Genomic DNA, 26,999 nt, shown 5'->3' on the forward strand with positions numbered 1-26,999 from the left:
ATCCTGCCAGAAGTGGCAGTTCTGTCGTTGTGCGTCAAGATCCTGCCAGCTATGCTCGGGCCATGCTGAAGAGCGTCGCCGTGGTACTGCTGGACGACTTCGCCCCTTTCGAGTTCGGTGTCGTCTGCGAGGTGTTCGGCTACGACCGCACCGATGACGGAGTGCCACTGCTCGACTTCCGCGTGTGCGGGGAGCGGGCGGGAGAGCCGCTCAGCCTCGGCCACGGCGTCAAAGTGACCCCGGAACACGGTCTCGAAGCGACCGAGGACGCGGACCTCGTCGTCGTCCCCGCCTGCGATGTGCGCGACGAGTATCCGCCCGCGGTCCTCGAAGCGCTTCGCGCGGTTTCGGCGCGGGGAGCCACGCTGCTTTCGGTCTGCACCGGCGCTTTCGTACTGGGCGCCGCCGGCCTGCTCGACGGACGGCGCTGCACGAACCACTGGCGGCACAGCACCAGGTTCCGGAACCGGTTCCCGTTGGCGCAGCTGGATCCGGACGTCCTCTTCGTCGACGACGGCGACATCATCACCAGCGCCGGAACGGCCGCCGGCATCGACGCCTGCCTGCATCTGGTCCGGCGCGAACTGGGCTCCGCCGCGGCCACCGCGATCGCCCGGCGCATGGTGGTGCCGCCGCAGCGCGAGGGCGGGCAACGGCAGTTCGTCGAGGTGCCGATCCCGGAGTGCACCGGTGACAGCCTCCAGCCGGTGCTCACCTGGATGCTCGACACCATCGCCCTCGACCACTCCGTCGCCGATCTCGCCCGCCGGGCCCGGATGTCCGAGCGCACCTTCGCTCGAAAGTTCGTCGCCGAGACGGGCACCACTCCGCACCGATGGCTTTCGACGCAACGGGTCCTGCACGCGAGGTCGCTGCTGGAAGAGACGACGATGGGCATCGACGAGGTCGCGCGCCGCTGCGGTTTCGGCTCGGGAGCCTTGCTGCGCCACCATTTCCACAAGGTCGTCGGGGTCTCCCCGCAGGACTATCGCCGGACCTTCGCGCCTCAGCGCGCCTGAACGAACCCCCTAATCCTTGGGCGCCTTGTTGAACAGGCCGAGGGACTGGGCGAAGGCCGCCCCGCCGGCCAGGAAGACGAGCGGCAGCGTCTTGGCCCAGAAGGCGCCGACATCGAGCGAGATGAGCAACGCGAGCAATCCACCCGCCAACGCGACCAAGACGAGCATGCCCAGTGCCAGGCGGGGTTTCGAGACCACGTGTCCTCCAAGAAAGGTTTCGGAGGAGCAAGCCTCGCGGTGGTCGCGATGCGGAAAGAGGTTATTTTTGCCGCGTCCGGAGTTTCAGAGCGAGCCCCAGGCGCGAGCGCGTTCCAGCAACCTGTCGCGGATGAGGGTCACCACCGGCCGTGCCGTCCCCGACCGGTGCGCGAGGTAGATGGTGTTCAGCGGCGGCACCACCGGGGTGTGCACGACCGCGACCGAGCCCGCTTCGAGCGCGGCCGCGGCGATGTAGCGCGGCAGCACGCTCGCTCCGGCGCCCGCGACGACGACGGCGAGGATCGCGCGGAGGTCGGGAACGACCATCGCGACGCGGTTCGGTGGCCGCCGCCCGAATTCGCTGCGCCAGTAGCGGCGGACGATCGGCAGATCGTCGGCGTACGCGATCAGCGGCAGATGGGCCAGCGCGGGCACCGGGTCGGCGGCGAGCAACGCGGGATCGACACTCCGCGCGAGCGCGGGCGCGGCGACCAGGACGAACTCCTCGTCGATCAACGGGATCGCGGTGATACCGCGCTGCCGCGGCCGGACCGAGGAGATGACGAGGTCCAGACGTGCGGCATCGAGGGCGGACAGGAGTTCGTCGGCGAGCCCGAGCGTGACGGTGAGCCGTAGCCCGCGTTCGGTCAGCGGGGCGAGCGCGGGCAAGAACCGCGTCGCCATGCCGTCGCTCGCGCCGCCCAACGCCACGCGTTCGCGGTACTGGCCCTCGTCGTCGGCAGCGGTCAGAGCACCGCGCAGTTCATCGATCCTGGTGCCGATCCTGACCGCGAGTTCGGCTGCGCGGGCGGTCGGCGCCGCGCCCTGCCGCGACCGGACGAACAGTCGCTCCCCGAGTTCTTCCTCGAGCTTGAGCAGTTGTCCGGTGACGGCGGGCTGGGTCAGGCCGAGTTCGGCGGCGGCCGCGGAGAGCGAGCCCTGACGGTAGATGGACAGGAAGGTCGCCAGCCGATCCAAGTTGGGCATGCAAGCCACCTTCCATAAGAAATCTTATGGATAGTAGCCGACGGCGTGGAGTACTCGCGGCGAAGACGCGGTTGAAGCCGTCAGCGAGGCACACCGCCCCGCGAAACGGAAAGGAACTGTCATGGCACGGATTCTCATGATCGTCTCGGCCGCCGACCACGTGCGGCTCACCGATGGCGGAGACCACCCGACCGGGTTCTGGGCCGAGGAGGTCGCCGAGTCGCACCGCGTGCTCGTGGCGGCGGGTCACCGGGTGGAGATCGCGACGCCGTCCGGGCTCCGGCCGACCGTCGACCCGATCAGCCTCGACGAACGCGGCGGCGTCGACCCGGCCGAAGGCGCGAAGTTCGCCGACTACCTCAAGGGCTTGGACCTCGCGGCGCCGCTCAAGCTCTCCGACGTCTCGGCCGATGACTACGACGCCTTCTACCTGCCGGGCGGTCACGGTCCGATGACCGACCTGGTGGACGACGCCGACCTCGGCCGCCTGCTGAACGACGCCGACGCGCGCGGCAAGACCATCGCCGCGCTCTGCCACGGACTCGCCGCCTTGCTCAGCGCGCGCCGCGACGACGGCTCGTTCACCTTCGCCGGCCGCTCGATGACGTCGTTCAGCGACGAGGAGGAGCGCCAGGGCGGGCTAGGGGACAAAAGCCCGTTCTTCGTCGAGGCGCGGCTTCGGGAACGGGGCGCGATCGTCACTCCGGCGGCCGCCTGGTCGAGCAAGGTCGTCGTCGACCGGAACCTCGTCACCGGACAGAACCCGCAATCCAGCGTCGCGACCGCGGAACGCGTGGTGGAGCTCCTGAACGTGGTGTGACCTCCGGGTTTGCGCGGCGGCTGGATCCGGGCATACGATCAGGGCAGTCGTACAGGACGAACGCCCTAGGAGGCGACGATGGCAGGATCCCCGGCAGCGGAACGCGGTCAGGCCGTGCGGCGGCGGTTGCTCGAAGCGGCCGTCGCGCTCGTGCCCGAACTCGGCTGGTCCGCGGTCAGCACCCGGATCCTGGCCGACCGTGCGGGTGTCACGCCGAGCGTTGTGCACTACCACTTCCCCTCGCTGCAGGCCTTGCTGATCGAGGCCGTACTGGGGGCGATGCGAGAGGTCGCCGTCGCCTTCGAGCCGGCGCTGGAAACCGTCGAGACGCCCGAAGACGCGGTGGACGCGCTGCTGGCGTCGGTCGGCGAGTACTCCGGCACCGACCCGATGTCGTTGCTGTTCGCCGAGGCCTACCTCACCGCGACCCGTGACGACACCTTGCGTGAGGGCATCCGCGAAATCCTCGCCGGTATGCGCACCCGCTTCGGCGGCTGGTTGGCGGAGCACGGCGTGGCCGAAGCCGAAGACACGGCCGCGGTGCTTTTCGCCGCCGTGGACGGGCTTCTGCTGCATCGCGCGCTCGGCCCGGAACTCGGCCGCGCCGTCTCTCCGTCCGTCCTGCGCAGGCTGGTCGGCTGAACCGAAAGGGAGGAACCCCGATGAAGGTGGCGATTTGCGGTGCCGGGATCACTGGACTGGCGCTGGCGCACAGGCTCGCGGCGTCGGACGTCGAGGTAGTGGTGCTGGAACGTGCCACAGGGCCGCGGGAGCAGGGTTACATGATCGACTTCTTCGGCCCCGGCTTCGACGCGGTTGAGGAGATGGGCCTGCTGCCTCAGGTCGAAGACGTGGCATACCAGGTGAACGAAGCGAGCTTGCTGGACGAACGTGGCCGCCGCCGGGCGGCGATCGACTACGTCCAGTTCGCCAAGTCGGTGCGAGGCAGGCTCCGCAGCATCATGCGACCCGACCTCGAACACGTCCTGCGTACGAACCTTCCATCCACAGTGGACCTCCGATTCGGCACTGGCGTCGCGGGCGTCGATGACCTCGGTGACCGCGTGCGGATCACCCTGGCGGACGGCGAGACGCTCGAAGCCGACCTGCTGGTCGGAGCCGACGGAATCCATTCGACCGTGCGCCGACTGGTCTTCGGTGACGAAAGCCGGTACTTGCGTTACCTCGGTTTCCACACGGCGGCCTTCGTCTTCGAGGACGAAGAGATCCGCGCGCAGGTGGGGGAACGGTTCTGCCTGACCGACACCATCGGAAGGCAGATGGGCTTCTACGGTCTCCGCGACGGCAAACTCGCGGCGTTCGCCGTGCACCGCACGACGGATCCGGCCCTGCCCGACGACGCGCGAGCGGCACTCCGCGCGAACTATCGCTCGCTCGGCTGGGCGGTGCCCAGGGCCCTCGATCTCTGCCCTCCTCCCCGCGAGGTGTACTACGACCAGGTCGCGCAGATCGAGATGCCGTCCTGGAGCCGCGGCCGGGTCGTCCTCGTCGGCGATTCCTGTTACGCAGTCTCCCTTCTCGCCGGCCAAGGCGCTTCGCTCGGGATCACGGGCGCGTTCGTCCTTGCCGAACAACTCACCCGATCACGCTCGATCGAGGCCGCCTTCGCACAGTACGAAAAGCTGGTCCGCCCGGTGGTGAAGGAGAAGCAACACGTCGCCCGACGAGGCGCACGATGGTTCCTGCCCGCGAACCGGCTCCTCCTCCAGGCGCGCCGGTTTTTGCTTCGCGTGGCACGCCTTCCTGGTCTCGAACGACCACTCGCGGCCGCCGTCACGGGAAAGTCGACGGCGCTGGTGACGAACCTGAGGCGAGGGACCGAGATCCGGAGCCGGTGACGGCACCGTTGAGCTCGATCCTCGGACAGGTGGTTGAGGCTCGGTTGCTCGTTGGCACGATGGGTCGAGGATGCGGGCTCGTCGTGGGACTCGGTGTCGTTTGGCCGACCCGGTTTCTCGACGGGTAGCTGAGGTTCGACAACTCGTTTCGGCGGCTGGTCCACAGGGGTCGGCCTAAATCCTGAGGTGCATGGTGTTCCTCCGTGGTGTTCCGGTGGGGTCGAGGTAGGCGGGCGGGGTGAACTCCGGCAGTCCGTCCTGGGCGATCTGGACTTTCCATTCGCTGTGGTGGATGAGCCGGTGGTGTTTGGTGCAGAGCAGCACGAGGTTGTCGATTTTGGTTTCGCCGTGGTGTCGCCAAAAAACGATGTGGTGTGCTGTACAGCGCGGTACGGGCATGTCACAGCCGGGGAAGGCGCAGCCACCGTCTCGGAGGGTGAGTGCGTATTTCTGGGCGAGCGACACGGTCCGCTTCGACCGCCCTATGTCGAGGGGTTCGCCTGCGGTGCCGAGGACACCTGGTCGCACACGAGCATCACACGCGAGGATGCGGGCGTCGGTGGCGCTGATCGGCCCGACGAGATCCAGGTGGGCTTCGCCGATGTCGCGGATGAGGTCGTCGTAGGACATGGTGACCAAAATGTGGGTGGCTTCTCCTGCTTGGCCGGGAAGGTTCCGGCTGGTGGTTTTGAGTCGGACGTAGTCGGTGAAGGCGTCGCCGTAGCGTTCGTCTTGGCTGCGGGAGTCCCGGACACCGTCGATGGCCTTGTGGGGTTTGGCCAGCGGATCCAAATCCGACTTCAACCGGGCATACGTTTCCAGGTCGAGGGTGGCTTTCAGGCCGAGGGTGCCGTCGCGGTGTTTGATGAACCGCATTTCTGGGCGGGTGTCTTGGGGGTCTTCGTTGCGGGGTTCTTTGCCGTCGGGGTCGAGTTTGTCCAGCAGGCGCCGTCCGGCGCGGGCGATCTGCCGAGGCCCGGCGTGCCGGGCCAGGTCGACGAGGATCTTTTCCCCGGCTCGGATGTCTTCGTCGGGGACGGTGGAGGGGATGCGGGCGAGGGTGCGGATGATGGCGTCGATCTGGCTACCGCCGATCGCGCCCTCGGCGGCGGCCTGAGCCGTCAAGGGTGCCAGGGGTGGCACGGTGCCGCCGCCGACCTCGACGCCGGGGTGCAGGGCGAGGACGCGGTCGGCGCGGGCACTGGCTTCCTTGTCCGTCACGTGGAAGTCCTCGAAGATCAGCGCCGCCAACGTCGAATGACCCGAACACCCGCGCACTCCACGGGAATTGATTTCCGCGAGGATCGCGTTCTGTTCCGCATCCGCCTGTCGCTTGATGATTTCGAGTTCTTGTTTGCGGGCGTGCAGCGTCGCGGTGTCGACGCGCCACCACTCGGTGGGCGTCGTCGGGGGTGCGTCGTTGCTGGCCACAACCCCAACACTACACCTAATCGAACAGGCGTGCGAGCACGAGCGGCCTAGCGTGGAAAAGAATCCGAAATGCACGTGCAGACAAAGCAGCGAAGCGGCTTAAGAATGCGAAGGCGCTTAAGCGCGCTTCGGAGAAGTGGGAAGCGGGAATAGCGGCGAGCCGTACTCGGCCCCCGAATCACCACGTCGGCCGAGCCGACACGCCTCCGTCGACAGTCAGGTTGTGCCCCGTGACCCACGCCGCGAGCGGCGAGGCGAGGAACAGGCAGGCGTTCGCGACGTCGTCGGGCGTGCCGAGTCTGCCCAGCGGCGCGGCCTGGTGCCAGCGCCGGACGCCGTCCGGCCAGGCGTCGCCGAGTCCGGGGCGGTCGATCAGGCCGGGGGAGACGGCGTTGACGCGGATGCCTCGCGAGCCGTATTCGAGTGCGGCGGCGCGGGCGTGCATGACCAAGGCGGCCTTCGCGCTGCTGTAGTGCGCGTGTCCCGGCGCGGGCTGGGCCGCTTCGATCGAGGCGATGTGGACGATACTGCCGCCGTTCATCACTTCGGCCGCGGCTTGCGTGCACGAGAACGCGCTGGTGAGGTTCGCGTCCAGAACCGCGCGCCAGCTTTCCGCCGACATTCCGGGCAGGGGTTCGACAGGCTGCACGCCGGCATTGTTGACCAGGGTGTCCAGTTGTCCGGTCCAGGCCGCGGCGGCGGCCACGAGACGGTGGCATTCGCCGTCGTCGGTGAGGTCGGCGGCGAAGGTCTCGGCGGTGCCGCCGGCCTTCTGGATCCGCTCGACGACGGCGAGCGCGGATGCCTCGTCACGGTGGTAGTGCACGGCGACGGCGCTGCCGGCTTCCGCGAAACGCAGGGCGATGCCGCGGCCGATACCGCCGCTGGCCCCGGTGACGAGGGTGGTGGTGCCGCTCAGGTCGAGCATCGAGGTCCTTTCCGCAGCGCGAGCGCGGCCGAGACGACGACGAAGACCAAGCCCGCGAGGACGTAACAGTTTCCGAGCCATTGCTGGGCGGTCGTCCACGTCTGGCCCGGCCGGTCGAACGCGGGGAAGTACCGGAACGGCGCCGCGACGAAGATCGCGGCGACGACCCCGGTGACGACGAGCCAGCTCACCGGACGGCGTCTGAGCACCACATAGGCGGCGGTGGTGAACAGTGCCGGAGCGATCCACACCCAGTGATGCGACCACGACGTCGGCGAGATCAGCAGGGCGAACGTCGCGTTCAGCAGCAGCGCCGGCACGATCGCCGAGCGGTACATGGTCAGTGTCACCAGCGCCAGCAGCACACAGGTGAGCACGATCCACAGCGGCTTGGCGGAGTCGGCACCGAACCGGGCCAGCACGGCCTGCAGGGTCTGGTTGGTGTGGAACGAGGTGCCGCTGATCCCGGACGCCCCGGCGAGCCCGCCGAACCAGTAGCGCGCGGAGGCCTCCGGCGCGACCGCGAAGGCGACGGCCGAGGCGGCCACGAACGTGCCCATCGCGGTCAGTGCGCCGCGGAAGTCCTTGCGTATCAGGAAGAACAACAGGAACGCCATCGGCGTCAGCTTGATGGCGGCGGCGAGACCGACGCCGATGCCGCGGTAGCGGCCCCGCGCCAGCAGGCAGTCGGCCGCGACGAGGCCCATCAGCAGCAGGTTGATCTGGCCGAAGCCGAGCGTCTGGCGGACCGGTTCGAGGAAGAGCGCCGGAGTGATCGCCAGCGACGCGACGAGCATCGCCTTCCGCCGGCCGCCGGACGGCCACAGCGTGCGGGTGATCGCGTAGAAGGTGATCCCCAGCGCCCCCAGGCTGAGCGCGAACAGCAGGAGCACCGCGCCGGTCCACGGCACCAGCGCGAGCGGCGTGAGCACCAGCGCGGCGAACGGCGGATAGATGAACAGCAGCGGGATACCGGCCTCGGAAAGCGGCAAGGCGCCGTAGAGGTCGCCGCCGTTCCACAAGGTGTCGACGCCGAACCGGTAGATCTCGAGGTCGCTGTGGGAATCGCCCGCCGTCGTCAAGGCCACGGCACACGCCAGTGCCAGTGCGGCGAACGCGCCGAGCGACCACCGGGCCCGACCGCGCGACTTGGTGGGAGACATCGCGTGGTGACCCTTCGGACGTGCGTCGATGATCTCGACTGTACCGGTCGGGCGAGAAGCGACTTCCGTCGGCAGTCAGCGCACCACGCATTGGTCTAGACTTTTCCTTCCAGTGTGGTGAAAGGGACCGGACCATGCGCGGAACGACGGTGTTGCCCAGGACGCCCTGCCTGAAACCGAAGGCGGGGGAATTGCCGCTGCATCGGCTGGAGGTCCGCGCGCCGGACGCCCTGCCGTTCACGGTCGGCACCTTCGACACGATCGGGCCGATGTCGCGGGCGGCGTTCCCGCATCGGCACACATTCTACGAAATCGTCCACGTCACCGGCGGCACCGGCGACCACGTCATCGATTTCACGCGCTGGGAATTGGGGCCGCCACAACTCGCGGTCATAACACCGGGGCAGGTGCATCATTGGGATGCCCGCGATCTCAGCGGATTCGTCGTGTTGTTCACGGACGATTTTCTGCTCGAACATCCGGCGGATCGCGAAACCCTGCGACGGCTGAGCCAGCAGCCGTGGCGGCTCGACGAACGCGCGGCCGAGGAGACGGCGCGGATGGTCGCGGAATTGGACGAGGAATTCCGTTGTGGCGGGCAGGGGACCGATTCGGTTCTGCGGGCCCTGATGCACGTGCTGATCGTGCGGGCGGGACGGCTTCCGGGGCTGGCGGATCCACGTCCGCCGGCCAGGGCTCAGGCGGTGGGCACGGAATTCGCCCGGCTGCTCGGGCGGCCCGACCTCGGGCTCTGGTCGGTCGGCGCGCTCGCGGAACGCATCGGCGTCACGCCGGGATATCTGACCGACGCGGTGAAAACGTCGACCGGCCGGACGGCGGCACAACTGATGCGCGAGGCGAGGACACGGGAGGCGAAACGGTTCCTGCTCGGCACGGATCTCACCGTCCGGCAGGTCGCGAGCCGGGTCGGATTCGCGGATCCCGCGTATTTCTGCCGGTTCTTCCGGCGTGAAACGGGACTGAGCCCCGGCGATTATCGCCGGACCGGTGACGCGGCCCCGGAGATTCACCACGACTGACCAAGTCAGTCCATCGTCCGCAGCTGATCTTCTCCATACCGTCGAGGGTGATTCCCGAAGCCCCCACGAGGAGCAGGTATGGACGAAGAGAACAAGCTCAGCCGAAAGACTGTGCTGAAGGCGGCACTGGCCGTCGGAGTCGCCGCCCCGGTCGCGTTGATCGGCGGCCCCGCGCTCGCGCGCACCACCGTCGCGAGCGGCCAGGCACCCGAGCTGACCCCGGCCTGCGACGACGGAGACGACCCGACCCCGCCGCAGACCGAAGGTCCTTACTTCAAGCCGAATTCCCCGCAGCGGACGTCGCTCGTCACGCCGAACACGCAAGGGACGAGGCTCACCGTCTCCGGCTACGTCTTCGGTCTCGGGTGCCTGCCGATCGCGCGGGTGCTGCTGGACTTCTGGCAGGCCGACGTCAACGGCGCCTACGACAACGTGGGGTACACCTTCCGCGGTCACCAGTTCACCAACGACCAGGGCGCGTTCTCGCTGAGCACGATCGTGCCCGGCCTGTACCCCGGTCGTACGCGGCACATCCACGTCAAGGTCCAGGCCCCCGGCAGGCCGGTGCTGACCACGCAGCTCTACTTCCCCAACGAGCCGCGCAACAACACCGACTCGATCTTCGACCCGCGGCTGCTGATGACCGTGCGGGACGCGCCTCCCGGCAGGCAGGCCGCGTTCGACTTCGTGCTGAACGTGCCGCAGACGTCGACCACGCGGCCGACCAGTACGACGCAGACGACGCCCACGACGTCGCCTTCGACCTCCAACCCGCCCGGCGGGACGACCTGGGCCGCAGGAACCGGCTATTCCGCGGGTACCCGGGTCACCTACAGCGGTCGCGGTTATGTGTGCTTGCAGGCGCACACGGCCCAGCCCGGCTGGGAGCCGCCGTCCACACCCGCGTTGTGGCGCGCGGAGTGACGGGCAGCCGCTGCGGAGGGAGATAAACGCGGGTGGACTCCCGCCGCCGGGACCCACACCCCGGCGGCGGGGTCCACCCGCTTTTCGCGGGGGTGGGGTTTTCCTCACCCCAAATAGGAGCTTTTACTACAGCGCGCCCACCCCGGTCCGAGGACGATGATCGTCCTCGACATCGGAAGAAGGGGCGAACGTTATGAAAGAGCACCGGAAGCGACGGGGGAGACGGGCGTTGCTGGCCGCCGTGGTGGTGGTGACGGGTGCGGTGCTCGCTCCCGTGGCGAGTCCGGCTTTCGCGGCCGAGACGGCTTGGCGAGACCCGGTGCGGTCGCTGCAACAGGCGGCGTATCCGCTGCGCTCGACCGAGCCGGGCCGGAACACGGCCGATCTGCGGGCCCTGGGCGGGATGATCGGTGGCGCGAAGGTGGTCGGCCTCGGCGAGGCCACGCACGGCTCCCACGAGTTCTTCACCATGAAGGAGCGGGTGTTCCGCTATCTCGTCGAGGAGAAAGGCTTCCGGGCCTTCGCGTTGGAGCTGAGCTGGTCCGCCGGCCTGGAGATCGACGAATACGTCCAGACCGGCAAGGGTGACGTCCGGGAGCTCGCGAAGCGGACGCTGGCCGGTTCTCCCTGGGATCGCGAGGAGTTCGTCGACCTGATCCGGTGGATGCGCGACCACAACCGCGCACACCCCGGCCGCACAGTGCACTTCGTCGGGGACGACCTCGGTGCGCCTTCGGTGAACGACGCGTTCTTCGCCAGGATCACCGGCCACGTGCGGCAGCACCATCCCGCGCACTCCTCTGAGCTGGACCGGCTCTACACCGGTCTGCGCCCGATCGACGACGCTTTCGCCTACCTCCGCAAACCCCTCGCCGAACGGCAGCGGCTCGCCACCCAAGCGGAGCAGGCCTACGAGCTGGTCAAAGGCCTGGCCGGCGCGCCCGAGCACGACTGGGCCGAACAGCACGCCCGCTTCGTCGCGCAGACCGCGCGGTTCCTCGCCGTCGACGTCGCGGACCCGGAATCCCTGCCCACCGCGCAGATCCTGCGCGACCGGGCGATGGCGGAGAACGTCGCCTGGTGGCACCGGAAGACCGGGCACGAGATCCTGCTCTCCGCGCACAACGGCCACGTCTCGTACGTCACCGACAACCCGAAGCTGTACCCGAAGACCCAAGGCGCCTTCCTACGCGAAACGCTGGGCCGGGCGTACCTGCCGATCGGGTTCAGCTTCGACCGGGGTTCGTTCCTGTCCAAGGACAAGGCACTCGGGGGTGATTGGAGGCGCTTCTCCGTCCCCGCCGCGCCATCCGGTTCGAACGAGCACACCCTCGACCAGGTCCGGTTCGAGGACTTCTACCTCGACGTGCGCACCGCTCAGCCGCCCGCGCGTGCCTGGCTGGACGTCGCCCGGCCCACCCGCACCATCGGCACCCTGTTCCCCGTCGACCCGGCCGCCATCTCGCTCGGGCGCTCCTACGACGTCGTCATCCACCTGCACGACGTCCGTCAGGCCGATCTGAGAAGGTAGTGACGTCGCGCCCGTTTAGGGGTTTTTAACCCGGTTTTCCTGGCGGGCGACGGCGGATCTCGGTAGTAGTCGAAGTGTTCCGGCACTCCTTTTCCAGTACCCAGCGGAGGAAATCCCTGATGTTCAAACGGATGCTCAGCGCCTTCGGGGTCGGCGGCCCGTCCGTCGACACCGTGCTCGACTCACCGCACGCCGTTCCCGGCGAGGTGATCACCGGCCAGGTCCGCATCCAGGGCGGTTCGAGCGACGCCCAGATCGAGGAGATCCTGCTTTCGCTGGTCACCAGGGTCGAGGTGGAGCGCGGCGACCACGAGCGTGCCGGGACCGCGGAGTTCCTGCGGGTCAGCGCGGGCCGCAAGGTGAAGGTGACGGCAGGGCAACTGACCACCATCCCGTTCCAGCTCGCCTTGCCGTGGGAGACGCCGATCAGCGCCGTCGGCGGACGGGAGCTGCCGGGCATGGTCGTCGGCGTGCGGACCGAGCTCGTCATCGCCGGCGCGCCGGACAAGGGCGACCTCGACCCGGTGCTGGTCGGACCGCTGGAATCGCAGGACCGGGTACTGGAGGCGTTCGGGGAGCTGGGCTTCTCCTTCCGCAGCGCCGACGTCGAAGCCGGGCAGCTGCACGGCGTCCGGCAGGAGCTCGGGTTCTTCCAGGAGATCGAGTTCTTCCCGCCGTCGCGCTACGCCGGCCGCGTCAGCCAGGTGGAGCTGACCTTCGTCGCCGGCCCTGACGACCTCGTCGTGGTGCTGGAAGCCGACCGGCGTGGTGGCATGTTCCGCTCCGGCGGTGACTCCTTCGGACGCTTCCACGTCTCGCACGAGGAGGCCCTGCGCACCGACTGGGCCGCGGCCATCGACGGCTGGCTGGCCAAGGTCGCCGAGTCCGGCGGCGGGCACTCCATGTTCGGCGGGCACCAGGAGCACTACGGCCACGACCATGACCACCACGGACATCACGGTCACCACGGCAGGCGTGGTCCCGGGATGGGCGGCATGGTCGCCGGTGCCGCGGCCGGAGTGGTCGGCGGCATGATCCTCGGCGAGGTGATGGAGGACGCCTTCGACGGCGGCGAGGGCTTCGAGGAGTGATCCGGCCGCTGGGCAACACCGGCAGCGGTGTTGCCCAGGGGTCACTTCGCGGTCAAGGGCGCCAGAGCGGCGTCGACCGCGTCGGTGAGGCGGCGTGGCTCCGCCTCCGCCCTGGCCACCACGTGCAGGCCCTGCATGACGACGAGCAGGAGCCGTGCCTGCGTCCCGCAGTCGACGTCCGCGCGGATCTCGCCGGAGCGCTGTGCGGCTTCGAGTCCTTGCGTGATACCGGCTTCCAGCGCCTCGAATCCACTGTGGACGATCTTTCCGGCGGCTTCGTCGGCCGGTAGCAGTTCGGCGGCGGTGTTGCCGAGCAGGCATCCGCGTCCCGGGGTTTCCCGCGCGGCTTCGAGGACGCTGAGCAGCAGCTCGCGTAGATGTGCGAGAACCGGGCCTTCGGCGAGAGCATCCGCCTGGTTCGCGGCGCCGACCGTGTAGCGTTCCAGTGCTCGCAGGAAGAGCGCGTGCTTGTCGCCATACGCGGCGTACAGACTTCCCGGCAGGATGCCGAGTTCCTCCTTCAGATCCCGCATCGACGTGGCCGAGTAACCCTGCCGCCAGAAGACGTCGAGAGCTCCTCCGATCACCTGTTCATCGTCGAAGGATCGCGGCCTTCCTGTGCGTGACATGGCTGCATCCTACGACTTCTTGACAGTGCGTTCAAGAAGTGTACCTTGACTTCTTGTTCGGGTGTTCAAAAAGTCGTACGAGGAGTTCACATGGGTCGCCTCTTCCTGCACGTCAACGTTTCGCTCGACGGCTACATCGCCGACGCCGCGGGCGATATCGACTGGCGGTTCGCCGACGACGAGTTCCAGGTACACATCGACGAGCTGCTGGAGTCGCTCGACGGCATGGCCTTCGGTCGGAAGGCTTACGAGGAACTCGCCGGCTATTGGCCGACCGCCGGGGACGAGGTCTCGGCCACGCAGCGGCGCCGAATGCACGAACTGCCGAAGTACGTCCTGTCGCGCACGCTCCAGACCACGACCTGGCATAACTCCCACCTGATCGAAGACGCTTCGGCGCTCGCCGGCCTCGAAGGTGACATCGCGCTCTTCGCCGGGGGAGGGGCCGCGACGTCCGCCGCCCGGCTCGGGCTGCTCGACGAAGTGCGGCTCGTGGTGAACCCGGTACTCCTCGGCGGCGGGACGCGGCTGTTCGACGGTGAGTACGCGAAGACGGCGCTCACGCTCGTCGATGAGCGCCGGTTCGCTTCGGGTGCCCTGTTGCTCACCTATGCCGTCGCGCGCTAGCTGACCACGGCGGGATTCAGGTGTACCAAGTGGGTTCCGGAAGTTCGTTCAGTAGCGCGTAAGCACCGACTTCGCGGCGTTTGTAGGCCACCGGGTCGTGGAGCGAATGCGTGCGCAGATTCCGCCAGAACCGGTCCAGGCCGAATTTCGTGGCGCTCGCGCGGGCGCCGGTCAGCTCGAAGACCTTGGTGCCGATTTCCAGTCCGGTGTCGATCGCCCGCTGTTTGGCGGCGGCGATGAGGACCGCGACTTCGCCGCGTGCCTCGGGTGTCAGCTCCTCGCGCGGCGCGTGCAGGACGGCCGAGATCGCCGCTCCGGCCTTGTCCACCAACGCTTCGGCCGCCCACAGCTTCGACTGGAGATCGCCGTAGCCTTCGAGGATGTACCACTCTTCACCGGCGGAAACCTTGTTGTCGCCGCCGTACGGCCACGCGCGGGTGTGCTCGCGTGTGTACGCCAGCGCGGTTTCCAACGCTCCCTGCGCGATACCGAGGTAGAAGTTCGCGAACACCAGCTGGATCGCGGGGACGTTGAGCGTGTTGTAGGTCAGGGGCCGGAACTCCTTGTCGACGTAACCCGCCGCGCCGGCCCACGGGACACGCACCCCGGTGATGGTGATGCTGCCCGATTCGGTGAGCCGCTGGCCGATGTTGTCCCAGTCGTCATGGAAGACGATACCGTCCTGTTCGGACGGAACGATGGCGAAGACGTGGTCTTCGGTGCCCTCGAGAACACCTTCGAGCACCGTCAGATCGGAGACCTTGCTGCCGGTGGAGAACGACTTGTGTCCGTTGTAGACGATCTCGTCGCCGACCTCGCTGATCTTCAGATCGGAATCGCGAGGATTGACAGCGCCGCCGAAGAAGAAGTTGTTTCGCGTGTAGAGCTCTTCCACCGCGTCGATCTGGTCGTCGGTCGCCACCAGCCGGGCGGCCCACGCCCAAAGGTAGTGATAGCCGAGCAATTGGCCGATGGAGCCGTCGCCGCGCGCGACCTCGCGGGTCACGCGATAGGCGGTCTCCCAGCTCTGGCCGCCACCGCCGTGCTCGACAGGGCCGAGCAGTGTCACCAGGCCGGAATCCTTCAGCAGCTGGACTTCCGCGTACGGTGTCTCGTTCTTCCGGTCGCGCTCGGCCGCGTTCACCGCGAGTTCGGCGGCGACGTCTTTCGCGGCCGTCAGCCATTCATTGGCCGATCGGATCCGGTTCTCGGTCGTGGTAATACTGGATTCCGTTCTGTGCGATGGCGAACGGGAATTCCGGGCAGGGCGGAGCGCCCGGAATTCCCGGGTGTTTCTCGGAAAGAGAGCGCGGAAACTGATTCAGGCCGTACAGCGGATGTCGTCCATACGTCCGAGTAGAGCAGTGGTGCTACGGGGTGTCAACGAATGTCCGCGCTCTGAGACCGGGCCCCTCGCGATCAGAACCAGTGCAGGCAGTGCGGGGACCGTTCGGTGCGGAAGAGGGCGTCGGCGAGCGCCGCCGCGTCCGCGCGATGGGCCTTGATGCGCCCGGCCCGCACGAGCGTGCTCGGGACCGTGCCGCCGAGGTAGATCGAGCCCAGGTCGCTCACGTCCAGGGACAGGTCGGGTTCGGCTTCCGTCGGGACGCAGTCCGCCTCTCCTCCTCGGATGGCGAGCAGGTAGCGGCTGTGCTCGCCGAGCGCGGGGTCGTCGACGTCGAGGACGAGTTCACCGTCGGTGGACCAGCCGCGGGCGGTGAGCGCGCGAGGGATGTCCAGCAGCCGGACCCAGAGCCAGTCCGTGTCGCCGCCGACTTCGCCGGCGCGGAAGTCCTCGAGCTGCCACCGCAGTGGATGGTCGGGCGGGCAGTGTTTGAACACGACCTCGGTGATCAGGTCGTGCCCGAGCACGAACCGCGCCAGGGCCGTGGACACGTCGTCGTCGACGGCGATGGTCTCGTCGACGGTCAAGGTGCTGGGTTCGGCGAGGGAATAGGAGGCGTAGCCGTCCGGGACGCCGTCGGCATCGCGGTGCACGGCGATGTACCGCGATGCCCGGGAGATCGGTGACTGCCCGGCCCCAGCGGACCACCAGCGGGGTGGACGGGACAGCGCGCCGGGCAGGGCGCGGCGGTACCGGTCGTAGATCTCTTCCAGCGTCTCGCCGCATTCGGTGCGGCGCAGCACCTCGATCGAGCCGCCGTCCGCATGGGGGACGGCGAAGGCGGCCTGATGGCGTCGCACCGTCAGACGCCGAGTGTAGGTCGCCGGTCCGTAGCCGAACCGGCGGTAGATCAGAGCCTCCGACGCCAGCAGTACGGAGAGGAACTCGCCCCGTTCCCGGAACTCGGCGAGCTGATGCCGCATCATCGCGCTGAGCACGCCTCGCCGCCGGTGGGATGGCAGGACGCCGACGGCGGTCACCCCGGCGGCCGGGACGACGACTTCACCGGGCAGGGTGAGTTCGAAGGAATACGCGGCGGCCGTGCCGACGGGCCGCCCGTCCGCCGTCTCGGCGAGCAGGCCGCGGTCCATCTCGAGAGCGGACCAGGTCTCCGCGGAGGTCTCCGGGAACCGGGCGAACGCGGTGAACATGGTGTCGACGAAGACGGTGCGGTCCTCTTCGGTCGTGGAGCGGATCTTCATGAGAACAGTGCATTGGGGTTCCCTGGCGGCGTCAAGCGATTTGTGGTGACGCGCCGGCTACCTAATGATCTTCGGCGCATACTCAAAGATCGTCCCCGGCCGTCATGGAAATAAATAGGTAGTCCGCGCGAACTTTCGTCGGTTCCTGGCTTCCCTTGGCACGACACAGAATCAGCGCGTTCGTCCCCACTGACGCGGCCGGGATCCGGCCGCAGAAATGAGTCGGAACATGCGACTGCGCTCCCTTGTCCTGCTGGCAGGCACCGCCTTCATGGCGCTGCTCGGCTCGACCGCCCCCGCCGCGACCGCCGCCGAGCCCTCGGGCGTGCAGCCGATGATCATCGGCGGCCAGTACGCGCAGAGCGGACCCTGGGCGGCCCGGCTGTTCGTGAACGGCCAGCAGAACTGCAGCGCGACGATCATCGCGCCGCAGTACATCCTCACCGCCAAGCACTGTGTCGCGAGCAGCGGCAGCTACACCTTCCGGATCGGCAGCCTCGACCAGCAGAGCGGCGGCACCATGGCCACCGCGGCGAGCATCACCCGCCACTCCGGCGCGGACCTCGCCATCGTCCGGCTGACCAGTTCGGTCAACGCCACCTACGCGCCGCTCGGCACCACGAGCAACGTCGCGGTCGGCCAGAACGTCCAGGTCTACGGCTGGGGCGCGACCAGCCAGTGCGGTTCGGAGATCAACTGCCAGTCCCGTTACCTGAAGGTCGCCACCGTCCGGGTGAACTCGGTCAACTGCAGTGACTACAACGGCGGTGTCGCGGTCTGCGCGAACCGCGTCGACGGCATCACCGCCGGCGGAGACTCGGGCGGCCCGATGTTCTCCGGCGGCCGCCAGGTCGGCGTCGCCTCGACCAGCGACCGGTCGAACAACACCGCCTACACCAACATCACCCGGTACCGCAGCTGGATCCAGCAGGTCGCCGGCGTCTGATCGACTCTCGTGAGTGGTGGGGACGGTCGAAGCCGACCGTCCCCACCACTCACACGCCCGCTACCTGCAATTTGTCAATTGACACTCAACTCGGAGCCGCTCGACGCGATAATGTGGCGGTCGGCGCCGGTGGGCTGGCGCCGCGGACCTTGGGAGGGGGCCGATGGCGCGACCGACGCAGGCTCTCGACCACACGATCGTCGTGGTGGACGTCGTGGGATTCACCGCCCCGGACCGGAACCGCCTCGACAAACTCGCCGTGCACCAAGGCATGTACGAAGTGCTGAAGACCGCCTTCGCCGAAAGCAATGTCGATTTCGATTCCTGCGCGCACGAGGATCGCGGCGACGGTGTGCTGGTCCTGCTTCCGCCGACAACGACCAAAGGCCTGGTCCCCGACCTGCTGCCGGATCGCCTCGCGGTCGCCCTCCGCCGGTACAACCACACACGGACACCGCAGGCGCAGATGCGGCTGCGGGTGAGCCTCAACGCCGGTGAGGTGCTGTACGACGGGAACGGGTGGGTCGGCGACGCGGTCGACACCGCGTTCCGCATTCTGGACGCGCCACTGGCGAAGGAAGCGTTCGCGAAATCCGATCGGATGATCGCGTTCATCTCGTCGGAGCGGTTCTTCACCGACGTCATCGAAAAGGACCCGGGCCTGTTGCCCGAGTTGTACCGATCGATACCCGTCTCGGTGAAGACTTTCACCGGAACGGCTTATCTACGGCTGCACGGTGAAGTCGCGGCGGTCGCCGCCGAAGACAAGGCCGACCTGGACAACGCGGTTCTGGACTTGATCCCCCGCAAGGATTTGGCGGGCCTGCGCCGGCATTTGACCCGGATGGAGGTACCGCATCTGCCGGTCATGATGAGCAGGGCACTCGGCCCCGCGGTCCCGTTGCCCCGGCTGGAGGGCATCACCGACGCCTGGGCCGCCTTTCACCTGCTCACCGACTACAACGCCGGCCCGGACGGCGTCCCGCCCGCCCTCGCGTTCCTGCGCCTGCTCGCGGAAAACGTGGCGGGCGGACCGAGCGCCGAGATCGCGGGCTGGGTCACCGACCTGGCACGATCGCTGCGGCTCGTTCCCGCGCTCGGACATCAGCGGGCGAGCAAGCCCATTCCGGAACGACCCCCTTTGCATTTGATGATCATGCTCGATCCGGTCACCGCCGATCCGGAGCGGTGCACTCTCGCGTTCTGGAGACAGGACGATCCGGAGATCTGGCCGCCGGCGCTCGGTGGAGTGCGGGAAATCGGAATAGACGAGGTCGAGTTCAGGGTCGATGACGTCATCCTGGAGACTGAGAGTGTCTGGTCGGGGCAGAGCATGTCCGCGTCGGTGGAATTCCTTCTGCCGAGGACGTTGATCAATTTGCCGGTGCAGCGGTGGGCGAAGGAACATGGCACCGGCCATCCGCAGCCGTTGCGCTACGGGTACCGGCTCGGAATACGGTCGTTGGAGAGGATGCGGGCGAAGCATTGGCATCGCGCATGGAACTTTCGCTGGGATTCGATGGTGGAGCACCCCGCGGCCGACCGCTTGCACTATTCCGGCTGCGCGGAGGATCATCCGATCGACGCCATACTGAGCGACGACCACTGGGTCGGCCTGGTATTGGCGAAACCTCCGTCGCCCCAAGCGGAACTGGGTGCGGTGCCGGACGAACTGACGACCGCTCTCCGCAGTGGCCTGCCGGTGGTGCTCTGGCATCCGGACGCGGAACCGGAGAACCTGCGCGAGTTGCTCGACTGGGTATTGGCCGCGGAGAGCGGTTTCAACGAGCTTCCGGATCGCCGCAAACTGGCGAATTCCGGGGCGGCCGTACCGTTCAAGAATTCTCTGGCTCACGATCTGGTGGTAATGTGGGACGACCCGAAACGTGTGATCGTTCTGGACCAGCCGTTGACCCCGACTCGACTGTAAGGGGATGCCGCGGATGAGCGGGAACGATCAGGACGTGGCCGCGGACGGCCGGACGCCGCGGCTCGATGCACCCGATTGGTGGATCTATCGGGGCACCGGAAGGCCCATTCACGACATCGATCTCGCGCAATTGCTGCCCGCGCCGCCGCCGTGGCGGTCGTATCGCGGGGATCCGCCACCGGAGCACGACGTGCCACCGCCGGACGACGGTGAGGCGGAACGCCGGCTCGGCGCCGCGTTCACGCTTTCGGAGCAAGATGTCGACGCGAGTGAACTGAACATGGTGAACGCCGCCCTCTATCTGCGGCGTCCCTTGCTGGTCACGGGGAATCCGGGAACGGGGAAGTCGAGCCTCGCCTATCGGATCGCCAGGGAATTGGGGCTCGGCAGGGTGCTGCGCTGGGCGATCACCAGCCATACCGCGCTGAGTTCCGGGCTGTACGGCTATGACGCGATCGGCCGGGTCCAGGCCGCGGCGACCAGTCAGGCACAGCGCGGCGGTGAGGCCGAAGAGCCGCCGATCGGCGATTTCGTGCGGCTCGGTGCGCTGGGCACCGCCTTCCTTCCCGGCAAACTGCCGCGGGTGCTGCTGATCGACGAGCTGGACAAATCCGAGGCGGATCTGCCCAACGATCTCCTGTCGATCTTCGAGGACGGCGAATTCTCCATCGAGGAATTGGCCCGCGTGCGCAACCGGCATCCCGAGGTCACCGTGCACACCGCGGATCCGCAGCGCACCGCCGTGGTCCGTGACGGCCGGATCGCCTGCCATGCCTTCCCGATCGTCATCATGACCAGCAACGGGGAACGGGAGTTCCCGCCCGCGTTCCTGCGTCGCTGCCTGCAGTTGCGGATCGAGAACCCGGACCACGACCAGTTGGCGGCGATCGTGGCGAGTCATCTGGTCGGCGAGAACGGCGAACACCGGGACAGGCTCATCCGCGAATTCGCCGAACGGAGCAAGGCGGAAGGTGGTCTCCCGACCGACAGGCTGCTCGACGCCGTCTATCTGGCGACGTCGGGTGCGTACCAGCCGGATCAGGAGGCATGGCCGCGGCTGGTGGACGCCCTTTGGCAACGACTGACGGTGCGGTGACATGGACGGGCCGGGCGGTGTGTCCGACTCGCGCTCCGCCTCGGTGGCGGAGCGGCGGAAGGCCGGTCTGCCCGAGGGGGTCAGGCGGGTCGAATTCGAGGACCTGAACTGGACCGACTTCGCGGACATCGTGTGGCTGGCCGCGGCCATCACGCCGCCGCGGAGCGACGACGGATCCGCTCCGCCCGAGGAACCGGAGCCGGAGTCCGAGCGCACGCGGATCCGCAACGCGCCCTCCGAACGCGGGGAGATCCCGGAACTTCCCGAGCACGAGTTGTCGCGGATCACCGAAATCCCGGTGCCGGACGAGGAAGTCGCCCCCCTGGTCGAGATCGAGGCCGTAGCAGGTGAACTGCCCGAACCCGCGGTGGACGGCACGGGGCCCGGGGGAGTCGTGGTCCTCGAATCACTCGCGTACTTCCGCGCGCTGAGAACCCTGAAACGGGAGACGGTCTCGCGGCGACACAACAATGTGGTCCTGGACGAAGTGGCGACCGCCGTCCGGGCCGCGGAGACCGGACGGTGGTGGCCTGTCACCCGGTCGCGGAAAGAGCGCTGGCTGGATCTGACCCTCGTCCTCGACAACGGTCCGTCGATGGCCTTGTGGCGACCGCGGGTGTCCGCCTTTGTCGAAGTACTCCGGCAAGTGGGTGCTTTCCGAACCATTCAGGTCCGGCTGTTGGAAACCGCGAAGGACAACGAGGAGGATTTCGTTCTTCGCGGTGGCACGCCGGGCGCACCCGCCAGAGACCCGAACGAGATTCTTGATTCGTCGGGACGGCGCGCGGTATTGCTGCTGACCGACGGTGTCGGGGACGCCTGGCAGAAGAAGGACGCGCTGTACCCGATCTTGGCGCGGTGGGGCCGGACGATGCCGGTGAGCATCGTGCATCTGCTCCCGCAGTGGTTGTGGGGCCGATGCGGGATGAACCCCCGCAAGGCCCGGCTGAGAGTCCCGAACGCGTTGGCACCCAACAGCCGTTGGGTGTGCGAGCTCGCGGACGCCTGGCTCGAACCCGGCTCCGAGGTGCCCGATCACCTCGTCCCGGTGCCGGTGCTGGAACTGCGTCCACGGTCGCTGGGCTGGTGGGCCGGACTGATGACCGGCGAAAATGCCGACGCCGTCGAAGGAACGGTCCTGTTCGCCTCGGAACGGACCTCCCAGTCCGATTCCACCGACCGGCCGGTAACTTTGTCACCCGCCGAAAGAGTGCACAGATTCCGCAGTGTTGCGTCGCCGCCGGCGCTACGCTTGGCGCAGTTGCTCGCGGCGGTACCGGTCCGTCTCGACGTGGCGAAGCTGGTGGGACAGCGGTTCGTGCCGGAAGCGGGATTGGAGCACCTCCTCGAACTTTTACTTTCGGGGATGATGTACGCTCCCGCACTCAGGGAGGGCAAGTCCACTTGGGACACAGACGGGGTCTTCGCTTTTCCCGAGGCAGTCCGGGAATTGCTGCTCAGCGGCGCGCGGCGGTCGGAAACGGCCAAGGTCGTCCGAGTGGCCGCCACTCATTTCGGTGACCGGATAAGGTATCTCGGTCACCTCCGGGACGCCATCGCCGACCCGAACAGCACACCGGACCCAGACCTCACCCGCGAGTCCCCGGCCGATGTGGAACTCGAAAGCGCGCTGATGCGCGCCCTTTCCGGACCCTATCTGTCCCGCGCCGACCGGCTGCAGAACGCGGTACGACACCAAGTCGTCGTCGCACCCCTACCTGGACCAATTGAAAAGACTGTGAGCCCAATAATGCCTGAGACGGTCGAACGTCCACCTGCCTCAACGTCAGTGTCACAGGGACGCTCGTCTTATCTCAGTGAGCCCGAAGCGAACGAGCCGACGACCCGGATGGTGCATCCTTCGGCCTCGGAAACCTCCCGGCAGTTTCCCGACCGTCAGGCCGATGACCCGCCGATGGTCTTCGGGAACGTTCCCCCGCGCAATCCGAACTTCACCGGCCGCGACGAATTGCTGGACCAGCTCACGAAGCGGTTGAGCAGTGGCACCACCGCCGTGCTCCCGTCGGCGTTGCACGGTCTCGGTGGTATCGGGAAGACCCAGATGGCCGCCGAGTACATCTATCGGCATCTCCAGGATTACGACCTCGTCTGGTGGATCGACGCCGCGCACACCACCCAGATCCGAGCCGGTCTCACCGAACTCGCGGGGATCCTCGGTCTCCAAGGCGCGTCCGAGGCCAGTGTCGCGGTCCCGGCGGTCATCGAGGCGCTCCGGACGGGGCGGCCGTTCCGGCGCTGGCTACTGGTCTTCGACGCCGCGGAAAGCCCGGATACCGTGCTGCCGTTCTTCCCGCGCAACGGCCCCGGCGAAATCCTGATCACGTCGCGGAACTCCGATTGGGCGGGTATCGCGCGCCCGTTGGAGCTGGCGGTGTTCAAACGCGAGGAAAGCGTCGAACTGCTCGGACGCCGCGGTCCGGAGATCGACCCTGCCGACGCCGACGAACTCGCGGAGAAGCTCGGCGACCTGCCCTTGGCCGTCGAGCAGGCAGCGGCATGGCGCGCGGTGACCGGGATGCCGGTGCAGGAGTATTTGCGCCTGTTCGACGAGTCGGTCGCGGAAATCCTCGACACCGCCGCGGCACCCGACAACGAGGTCTCCGTCGCCGCGGCGTGGAACGTTTCGTTCGAGGAACTGAAGACCCGCAACCCGGCGGCTCACCAAATCCTTCACATCTGCGCTTTCTTCTCCCCGGAGCCCATTTCACGTGACCTGCTCACCGGGGTCAACCGGGTGTCGATCTCCCCGGAACTCGACGCGGCGCTGCGTGATCCGATCAAGCTCGCCCGCGCCATCCGCGACATCAACCGGTACGGCCTCGCGAAGATCGACCACGGCAACAACACCCTCCAGCTGCACCGGCTGGTCCAGCTGGTCTTGCGCAACCGGGTCATGGCCCGTCAGGTGCACGCGCAGATGCAGCACGGTGCCCATCAGTTGCTCGCCGCGCTGGACCCGAACGACCCCGAGTCGAGCAGGCACTGGTCGCGCTACCGGGAACTGCTACCGCACGCCTACGCGGCGAACATCCTGGGCTGCGACGACGACTGGCCGCGTCAGCTCTACATCAACCTGATGCGCTACCTGTTCGAGTACGGCGACCATGAGGAAGCGGCTCGGCTCGGCCTCGAAGCGCGGGAGCGGTTCACCAAGGTCCTCGGTCCCACCCACCCGCAGACACTCGAGGTCTCGTCGAGGCTGGGGCTCTACCTCTGGGCGATCGGCCGGTACTCCGATGCCGCTGAACTCAACCAGCGCACCCTCGCGCTACGCCTTCAGATATCCGGCGAAGAGAACGAGGAGACCTTCGCCCTCCAGAGGAACATCACGATCGACCTCCGGGCACAGGGCAACTTCGCGGCGGCGACGAAACTGAGCGAGGAGGTCTATCAGAAGGCCAAGCGGATGTTCGGTGAAGACGACCCGGAGACGCTCTACGCCGCGTATCAGCATGCGATCAGCCTCCGGCTGGGCGGCGCCTACCGTGAGGCATTGGAACTGGATCAGGACACCCTCCGGCGGCGGATCGAGGTCCTCGGCCGCGATCACGTCCGCACCTTCAGCGCCAACAGCGCGAGGAACGTGGACCTGCGCGAGGCGGGCGAATACGGCCAGGCCCGGATTCAGCAGGAGAGGCTCACGGAGAACTTCATCGCCCGCTTCGGTGTGGACCAACTGGACTCGGCGGGCAACTCGCTCCTGCTTGCGGTGGCTCGGAGGAAGGACGGCGACCACCCGGGGGCACTCAGCCTGTCCACGGAAGTCCTCAAGAGGTTCCGGCTCGCTTATGGCAACGACCACGGCACGACGATGGCCTCCGCGCTGGCCCATTCGATCGATCTTCGTCACTCGGGTGATCTCGCCGCGGCGAGGAAGCTCGGTGAGGAGACCTTCGAGCGCTACCGGCGCGGTCTCGGCGAGCATCACCCGCATACCCTCGCGGCCAACGCCGACCTCGCGGTGACCCTGCGGTTGCAGGGCGACCCCGCCGCCGCCCGCGTCCTCGACGAGCGCGCCCTCGAGCAGTTCCGTGCCACCATCGGCCCGGACCATCCCTATGCCATCATCGCCACGATCAACCTGGCGAGTGACCTGTCGGCGCTGGGCGAACTCGACAGGGTGGTCGAGCTGGGACGAGACGCCGTCGAGCGCGGCACACAGGTGCTCGGCGAGGAGCACCCCACTGTCTTGGCGGCGTCCTTCAACCTCGGATTGGATCTGGTCGCGCTCGGCCGGACGGAAGAGGCCGCACCGTTGCGTGACCCGATCCTGGCGCGGTATCGCCGGATTTTGGGCGAGGCCCACCCGGGAACGCAGGCGGCCGGTCGCGGTGCCCGTGCCAACTGTGACATCGACCCGATCCTGATGTGACTCAGCCCGGTACGAGTTGTCCGATCCAGGCGGCGAGCTGTTCCACGGTCGGTGGCCGGGGGCCGGATCGCAGGCGCCGATGGACGGCGCGGACGAGTTCAGGACGGTGGAGCAAGGCACGGGCGGCGGGATGCGGGCCTCGGGCGGAGAGCGCGAGGCCCAGCCCGACCAACGAGTTCGGCCGGTCCGGATCCGCGACGAGTTCGCGCCGGTAGGCCTGGGCGGCTACGAGGAAATCGCCGGCGGTGTACGCGAAATCCGCGGCGGTGGCGCCGGGCACCGTCGGTACTCGTCCGTCCGGCGACAGCGCCGTGCCGCCGACGGCGAGCCGGATCAGATCCGCTCTGGCAGGAGACCAGCCACCGTCCGGCACCGGCGTCGGGGGAAGGTCGGTGACGTCGAAGGCGGCGGGAGGCCTGGGTCTTCCGCTGAGCCACGCGGCTGCCACTTCGGCGACCACGGTGGGGGCCGGACGTAGGTGGCGGGTGCGCCAGCCCGCGAGGTGATCGCCGCGGACGGCGGTGGCGAGCTCACTCGCTTCCGCCGATACGGGCTCGTCCTGCCAGGGCCCTAGGCATTCGGCGATGTTGTCGAGGAAGCGGCGCCCGGCGACGGTCAGCGTCGCGTCGGCGCGCAGCACCTGCAGGGTGCGCCATGTCTGCGCACGCCAGTACGCGAATTCGAATTCGGAGCGCTGCGGGTTCCGCCCGGCATGAGCCAGTGCGCGCCAGAAGGCCGCGACCCCGAAAAAGGCGTAGACCCCTTGCAGCGCGCCGCTCAACGGGCGCGGATCGTCCCGCCAGGCCACGTAGATCCGCTCCCGTGGGTCGGGCTCGTACAGCTCGACGAGGTGCAACAGGCCGCCGAGCACGATGTGCTGGAATTCGTGGATCAGCGTTTCGGCGAGGGACGCGCCGTCGGTCGGCAGTCCGAGGACCGCACTGCCGAACGCTTCCCCGGTCGACGCGCTCGGATTCCGGAAGAGCACCTGGGGTTTCGGAACCAGTGACACCAATCCCACCGGCATGACGCGGGCCAAACCGGGCAGATGCGTGGCGACCAGACGGCAGGCTTCGTCGATCAGCCGTTGCCAATCGGCCAAGTCCTTGCCTGGCAGCCGTTCCGGCGGGATCGGTTCGTAGAGCCCGCGATAGGGATCGAGGTCGTCCAGCCGTAACGAGAACCGGTGCGCGCCGACCTGGCTCCGTACTCGCCGGATTCCCCACCAGCCGGCGGCATCGGCCTCGGGCATGTCCGGCAAGTGCACCGTCGCGTCGGCGCTCGACACGGAGTACCGGCCGTTCACGCCGCGCACGACAACCGAAGTGAACGTCCCCTCGCCGGGAAACCTGGCCATACCGAGTGAAGGGAGCATGGCGTCGCCGTGCCAGGCGGGAACGACGGTTTCGAAGTCGAGTTCCGCCCGGATCGCCGCGGCCGCGGCGATCGCGTGTGCGTGCCCCAGGTGTATCCACAAAGGACCGACGCCGTCGATTCCGTTGCGCAGAAGCCGGGTCGTATAGCCTGCCCAGCTGCCGGTGTACGGATTGGTGAGCATCCTGTTCACGGAGCGGGGTGCTCGCGCTTCGGCACGTGCGAGGAGTTCCCATGCGGAATCCAGCGGCGGCAACGGTCCCGAATGATCCGGTATCTTCGTGGCTTCGGTCAGCAGCGCGTGGATCAGCAGTTTGCGCCGGCTCCGCTCGGCCCGCCGCAGGCGCCGCGCCATGTCCTCGTCGCCGTCGAGGCGTGCGAGCGCGTCGAAGTCCCGCCATGACAA

The 26,999-nt window shown here is 67.9% G+C and carries 22 protein-coding genes; 13 read left to right on the forward strand and 9 right to left on the reverse strand.

Annotation, left to right across the window (positions count from 1 at the left end):
• Window positions 1-62 precede the first annotated feature (62 nt).
• Window positions 63-1,019: a GlxA family transcriptional regulator gene (locus DL990_RS26730; protein ID WP_125785819.1), complete on the forward strand. Its 957-nt coding sequence runs from the start codon at window positions 63-65 to the stop codon at window positions 1,017-1,019.
• A gap of 9 nt (window positions 1,020-1,028) precedes the next feature.
• Here the strand turns inward: DL990_RS26730 and DL990_RS26735 are convergent, their stop codons facing one another.
• Both DL990_RS26735 and DL990_RS26740 read right to left on the reverse strand, forming a co-directional pair.
• Window positions 1,029-1,217, reverse strand: coding sequence for a hypothetical protein (locus DL990_RS26735; RefSeq protein ID WP_125785820.1), 189 nt, complete (start codon window positions 1,215-1,217; stop codon window positions 1,029-1,031).
• An 84-nt stretch (window positions 1,218-1,301) separates the two neighbouring features.
• Complete coding sequence (locus DL990_RS26740; RefSeq protein WP_125800287.1) at window positions 1,302-2,204, reverse strand: LysR family transcriptional regulator; 903 nt, start codon at window positions 2,202-2,204, stop codon at window positions 1,302-1,304.
• Between the two features lie 121 nt (window positions 2,205-2,325).
• On the opposite strand from DL990_RS26740, the gene DL990_RS26745 reads away from it, so the two are divergent.
• From DL990_RS26745 to DL990_RS26755, 3 genes are all read left to right on the forward strand, one after another.
• A complete protein-coding gene (locus tag DL990_RS26745) occupies window positions 2,326-3,024 on the forward strand; it encodes a type 1 glutamine amidotransferase domain-containing protein (RefSeq protein WP_125785822.1) in 699 nt (232 codons plus the stop codon).
• Window positions 3,025-3,102: 78 nt separating this feature from the next.
• Window positions 3,103-3,666 (forward strand): TetR/AcrR family transcriptional regulator, encoded by a 564-nt coding sequence (locus DL990_RS26750; protein WP_125785823.1) that lies wholly within the window; start codon window positions 3,103-3,105, stop codon window positions 3,664-3,666.
• A 20-nt stretch (window positions 3,667-3,686) separates the two neighbouring features.
• Window positions 3,687-4,883 (forward strand): FAD-dependent monooxygenase, encoded by a 1,197-nt coding sequence (locus DL990_RS26755; RefSeq protein WP_125785824.1) that lies wholly within the window; start codon window positions 3,687-3,689, stop codon window positions 4,881-4,883.
• Between the two features lie 174 nt (window positions 4,884-5,057).
• Here the strand turns inward: DL990_RS26755 and DL990_RS26760 are convergent, their stop codons facing one another.
• The 3 genes from DL990_RS26760 to DL990_RS26770 all read right to left on the reverse strand — a co-directional run bounded on the left by DL990_RS26760 (window position 5,058) and on the right by DL990_RS26770 (window position 8,405).
• Complete coding sequence (locus tag DL990_RS26760) at window positions 5,058-6,314, reverse strand: HNH endonuclease signature motif containing protein (RefSeq protein WP_125800515.1); 1,257 nt, start codon at window positions 6,312-6,314, stop codon at window positions 5,058-5,060.
• A 178-nt stretch (window positions 6,315-6,492) separates the two neighbouring features.
• On the reverse strand, window positions 6,493-7,242 hold the full coding sequence (locus DL990_RS26765; protein WP_125800288.1) for an SDR family NAD(P)-dependent oxidoreductase: 750 nt from the start codon (window positions 7,240-7,242) through the stop codon (window positions 6,493-6,495).
• Window positions 7,230-8,405, reverse strand: coding sequence for a glycosyltransferase 87 family protein (locus tag DL990_RS26770; protein ID WP_125800289.1), 1,176 nt, complete (start codon window positions 8,403-8,405; stop codon window positions 7,230-7,232). The genes DL990_RS26765 and DL990_RS26770 overlap by 13 nt, the downstream gene beginning before the upstream one ends.
• Before the next feature lie 134 nt (window positions 8,406-8,539).
• Between DL990_RS26770 and DL990_RS26775 the strand changes: the two genes are divergently transcribed.
• From DL990_RS26775 to DL990_RS26790, 4 genes are all read left to right on the forward strand, one after another.
• Window positions 8,540-9,445: an AraC family transcriptional regulator gene (locus tag DL990_RS26775; protein ID WP_125789790.1), complete on the forward strand. Its 906-nt coding sequence runs from the start codon at window positions 8,540-8,542 to the stop codon at window positions 9,443-9,445.
• A gap of 78 nt (window positions 9,446-9,523) precedes the next feature.
• Window positions 9,524-10,369: a carbohydrate-binding protein gene (locus DL990_RS26780; RefSeq protein WP_125800290.1), complete on the forward strand. Its 846-nt coding sequence runs from the start codon at window positions 9,524-9,526 to the stop codon at window positions 10,367-10,369.
• A 193-nt stretch (window positions 10,370-10,562) separates the two neighbouring features.
• Entirely contained in the window at window positions 10,563-11,900 is a 1,338-nt protein-coding gene (locus tag DL990_RS26785) for an erythromycin esterase family protein (protein WP_125800291.1), read from the forward strand.
• Window positions 11,901-12,019: 119 nt separating this feature from the next.
• Window positions 12,020-12,991 (forward strand): sporulation protein, encoded by a 972-nt coding sequence (locus tag DL990_RS26790; protein ID WP_125800292.1) that lies wholly within the window; start codon window positions 12,020-12,022, stop codon window positions 12,989-12,991.
• Window positions 12,992-13,032: 41 nt separating this feature from the next.
• Here DL990_RS26790 and DL990_RS26795 read toward each other — a convergent pair whose 3' ends face one another.
• Complete coding sequence (locus tag DL990_RS26795; protein WP_199746613.1) at window positions 13,033-13,578, reverse strand: TetR/AcrR family transcriptional regulator; 546 nt, start codon at window positions 13,576-13,578, stop codon at window positions 13,033-13,035.
• Window positions 13,579-13,710: 132 nt separating this feature from the next.
• Between DL990_RS26795 and DL990_RS26800 the strand changes: the two genes are divergently transcribed.
• The gene (locus tag DL990_RS26800; RefSeq protein ID WP_125800294.1) at window positions 13,711-14,247 is read left to right on the forward strand and encodes a dihydrofolate reductase family protein; all 537 of its coding nucleotides are present in this window, start codon (window positions 13,711-13,713) and stop codon (window positions 14,245-14,247) included.
• Between the two features lie 16 nt (window positions 14,248-14,263).
• Here the strand turns inward: DL990_RS26800 and DL990_RS26805 are convergent, their stop codons facing one another.
• Entirely contained in the window at window positions 14,264-15,469 is a 1,206-nt protein-coding gene (locus tag DL990_RS26805) for an acyl-CoA dehydrogenase family protein (protein WP_125789796.1), read from the reverse strand.
• Window positions 15,470-15,666: 197 nt separating this feature from the next.
• Window positions 15,667-16,854: a GNAT family N-acetyltransferase gene (locus DL990_RS26810; protein WP_125800295.1), complete on the reverse strand. Its 1,188-nt coding sequence runs from the start codon at window positions 16,852-16,854 to the stop codon at window positions 15,667-15,669.
• Between the two features lie 229 nt (window positions 16,855-17,083).
• Here DL990_RS26810 and DL990_RS26815 point away from each other — a divergent pair, with 229 nt between their 5' ends.
• The 4 genes from DL990_RS26815 to fxsT all read left to right on the forward strand — a co-directional run bounded on the left by DL990_RS26815 (window position 17,084) and on the right by fxsT (window position 25,219).
• A complete protein-coding gene (locus tag DL990_RS26815) occupies window positions 17,084-17,800 on the forward strand; it encodes a trypsin-like serine protease (protein ID WP_125789798.1) in 717 nt (238 codons plus the stop codon).
• Window positions 17,801-17,963: 163 nt separating this feature from the next.
• Window positions 17,964-19,730: a hypothetical protein gene (locus tag DL990_RS26820; RefSeq protein WP_125800296.1), complete on the forward strand. Its 1,767-nt coding sequence runs from the start codon at window positions 17,964-17,966 to the stop codon at window positions 19,728-19,730.
• A gap of 13 nt (window positions 19,731-19,743) precedes the next feature.
• A complete protein-coding gene (locus DL990_RS26825) occupies window positions 19,744-20,826 on the forward strand; it encodes a MoxR family ATPase (RefSeq protein WP_125789800.1) in 1,083 nt (360 codons plus the stop codon).
• 1 nt (window position 20,827) lies between these two features.
• The gene (fxsT, locus tag DL990_RS26830) at window positions 20,828-25,219 is read left to right on the forward strand and encodes an FxSxx-COOH system tetratricopeptide repeat protein (protein WP_125800297.1); all 4,392 of its coding nucleotides are present in this window, start codon (window positions 20,828-20,830) and stop codon (window positions 25,217-25,219) included.
• Window position 25,220: 1 nt separating this feature from the next.
• Here fxsT and DL990_RS26835 read toward each other — a convergent pair whose 3' ends face one another.
• Window positions 25,221-26,999, reverse strand: coding sequence for an HEXXH motif domain-containing protein (locus DL990_RS26835; RefSeq protein WP_233620577.1), 1,779 nt, complete (start codon window positions 26,997-26,999; stop codon window positions 25,221-25,223).

The sequence above is a fragment of the Amycolatopsis sp. WAC 01416 genome (genome assembly GCF_003947485.1).
GTDB lineage: Bacteria > Actinomycetota > Actinomycetes > Mycobacteriales > Pseudonocardiaceae > Amycolatopsis.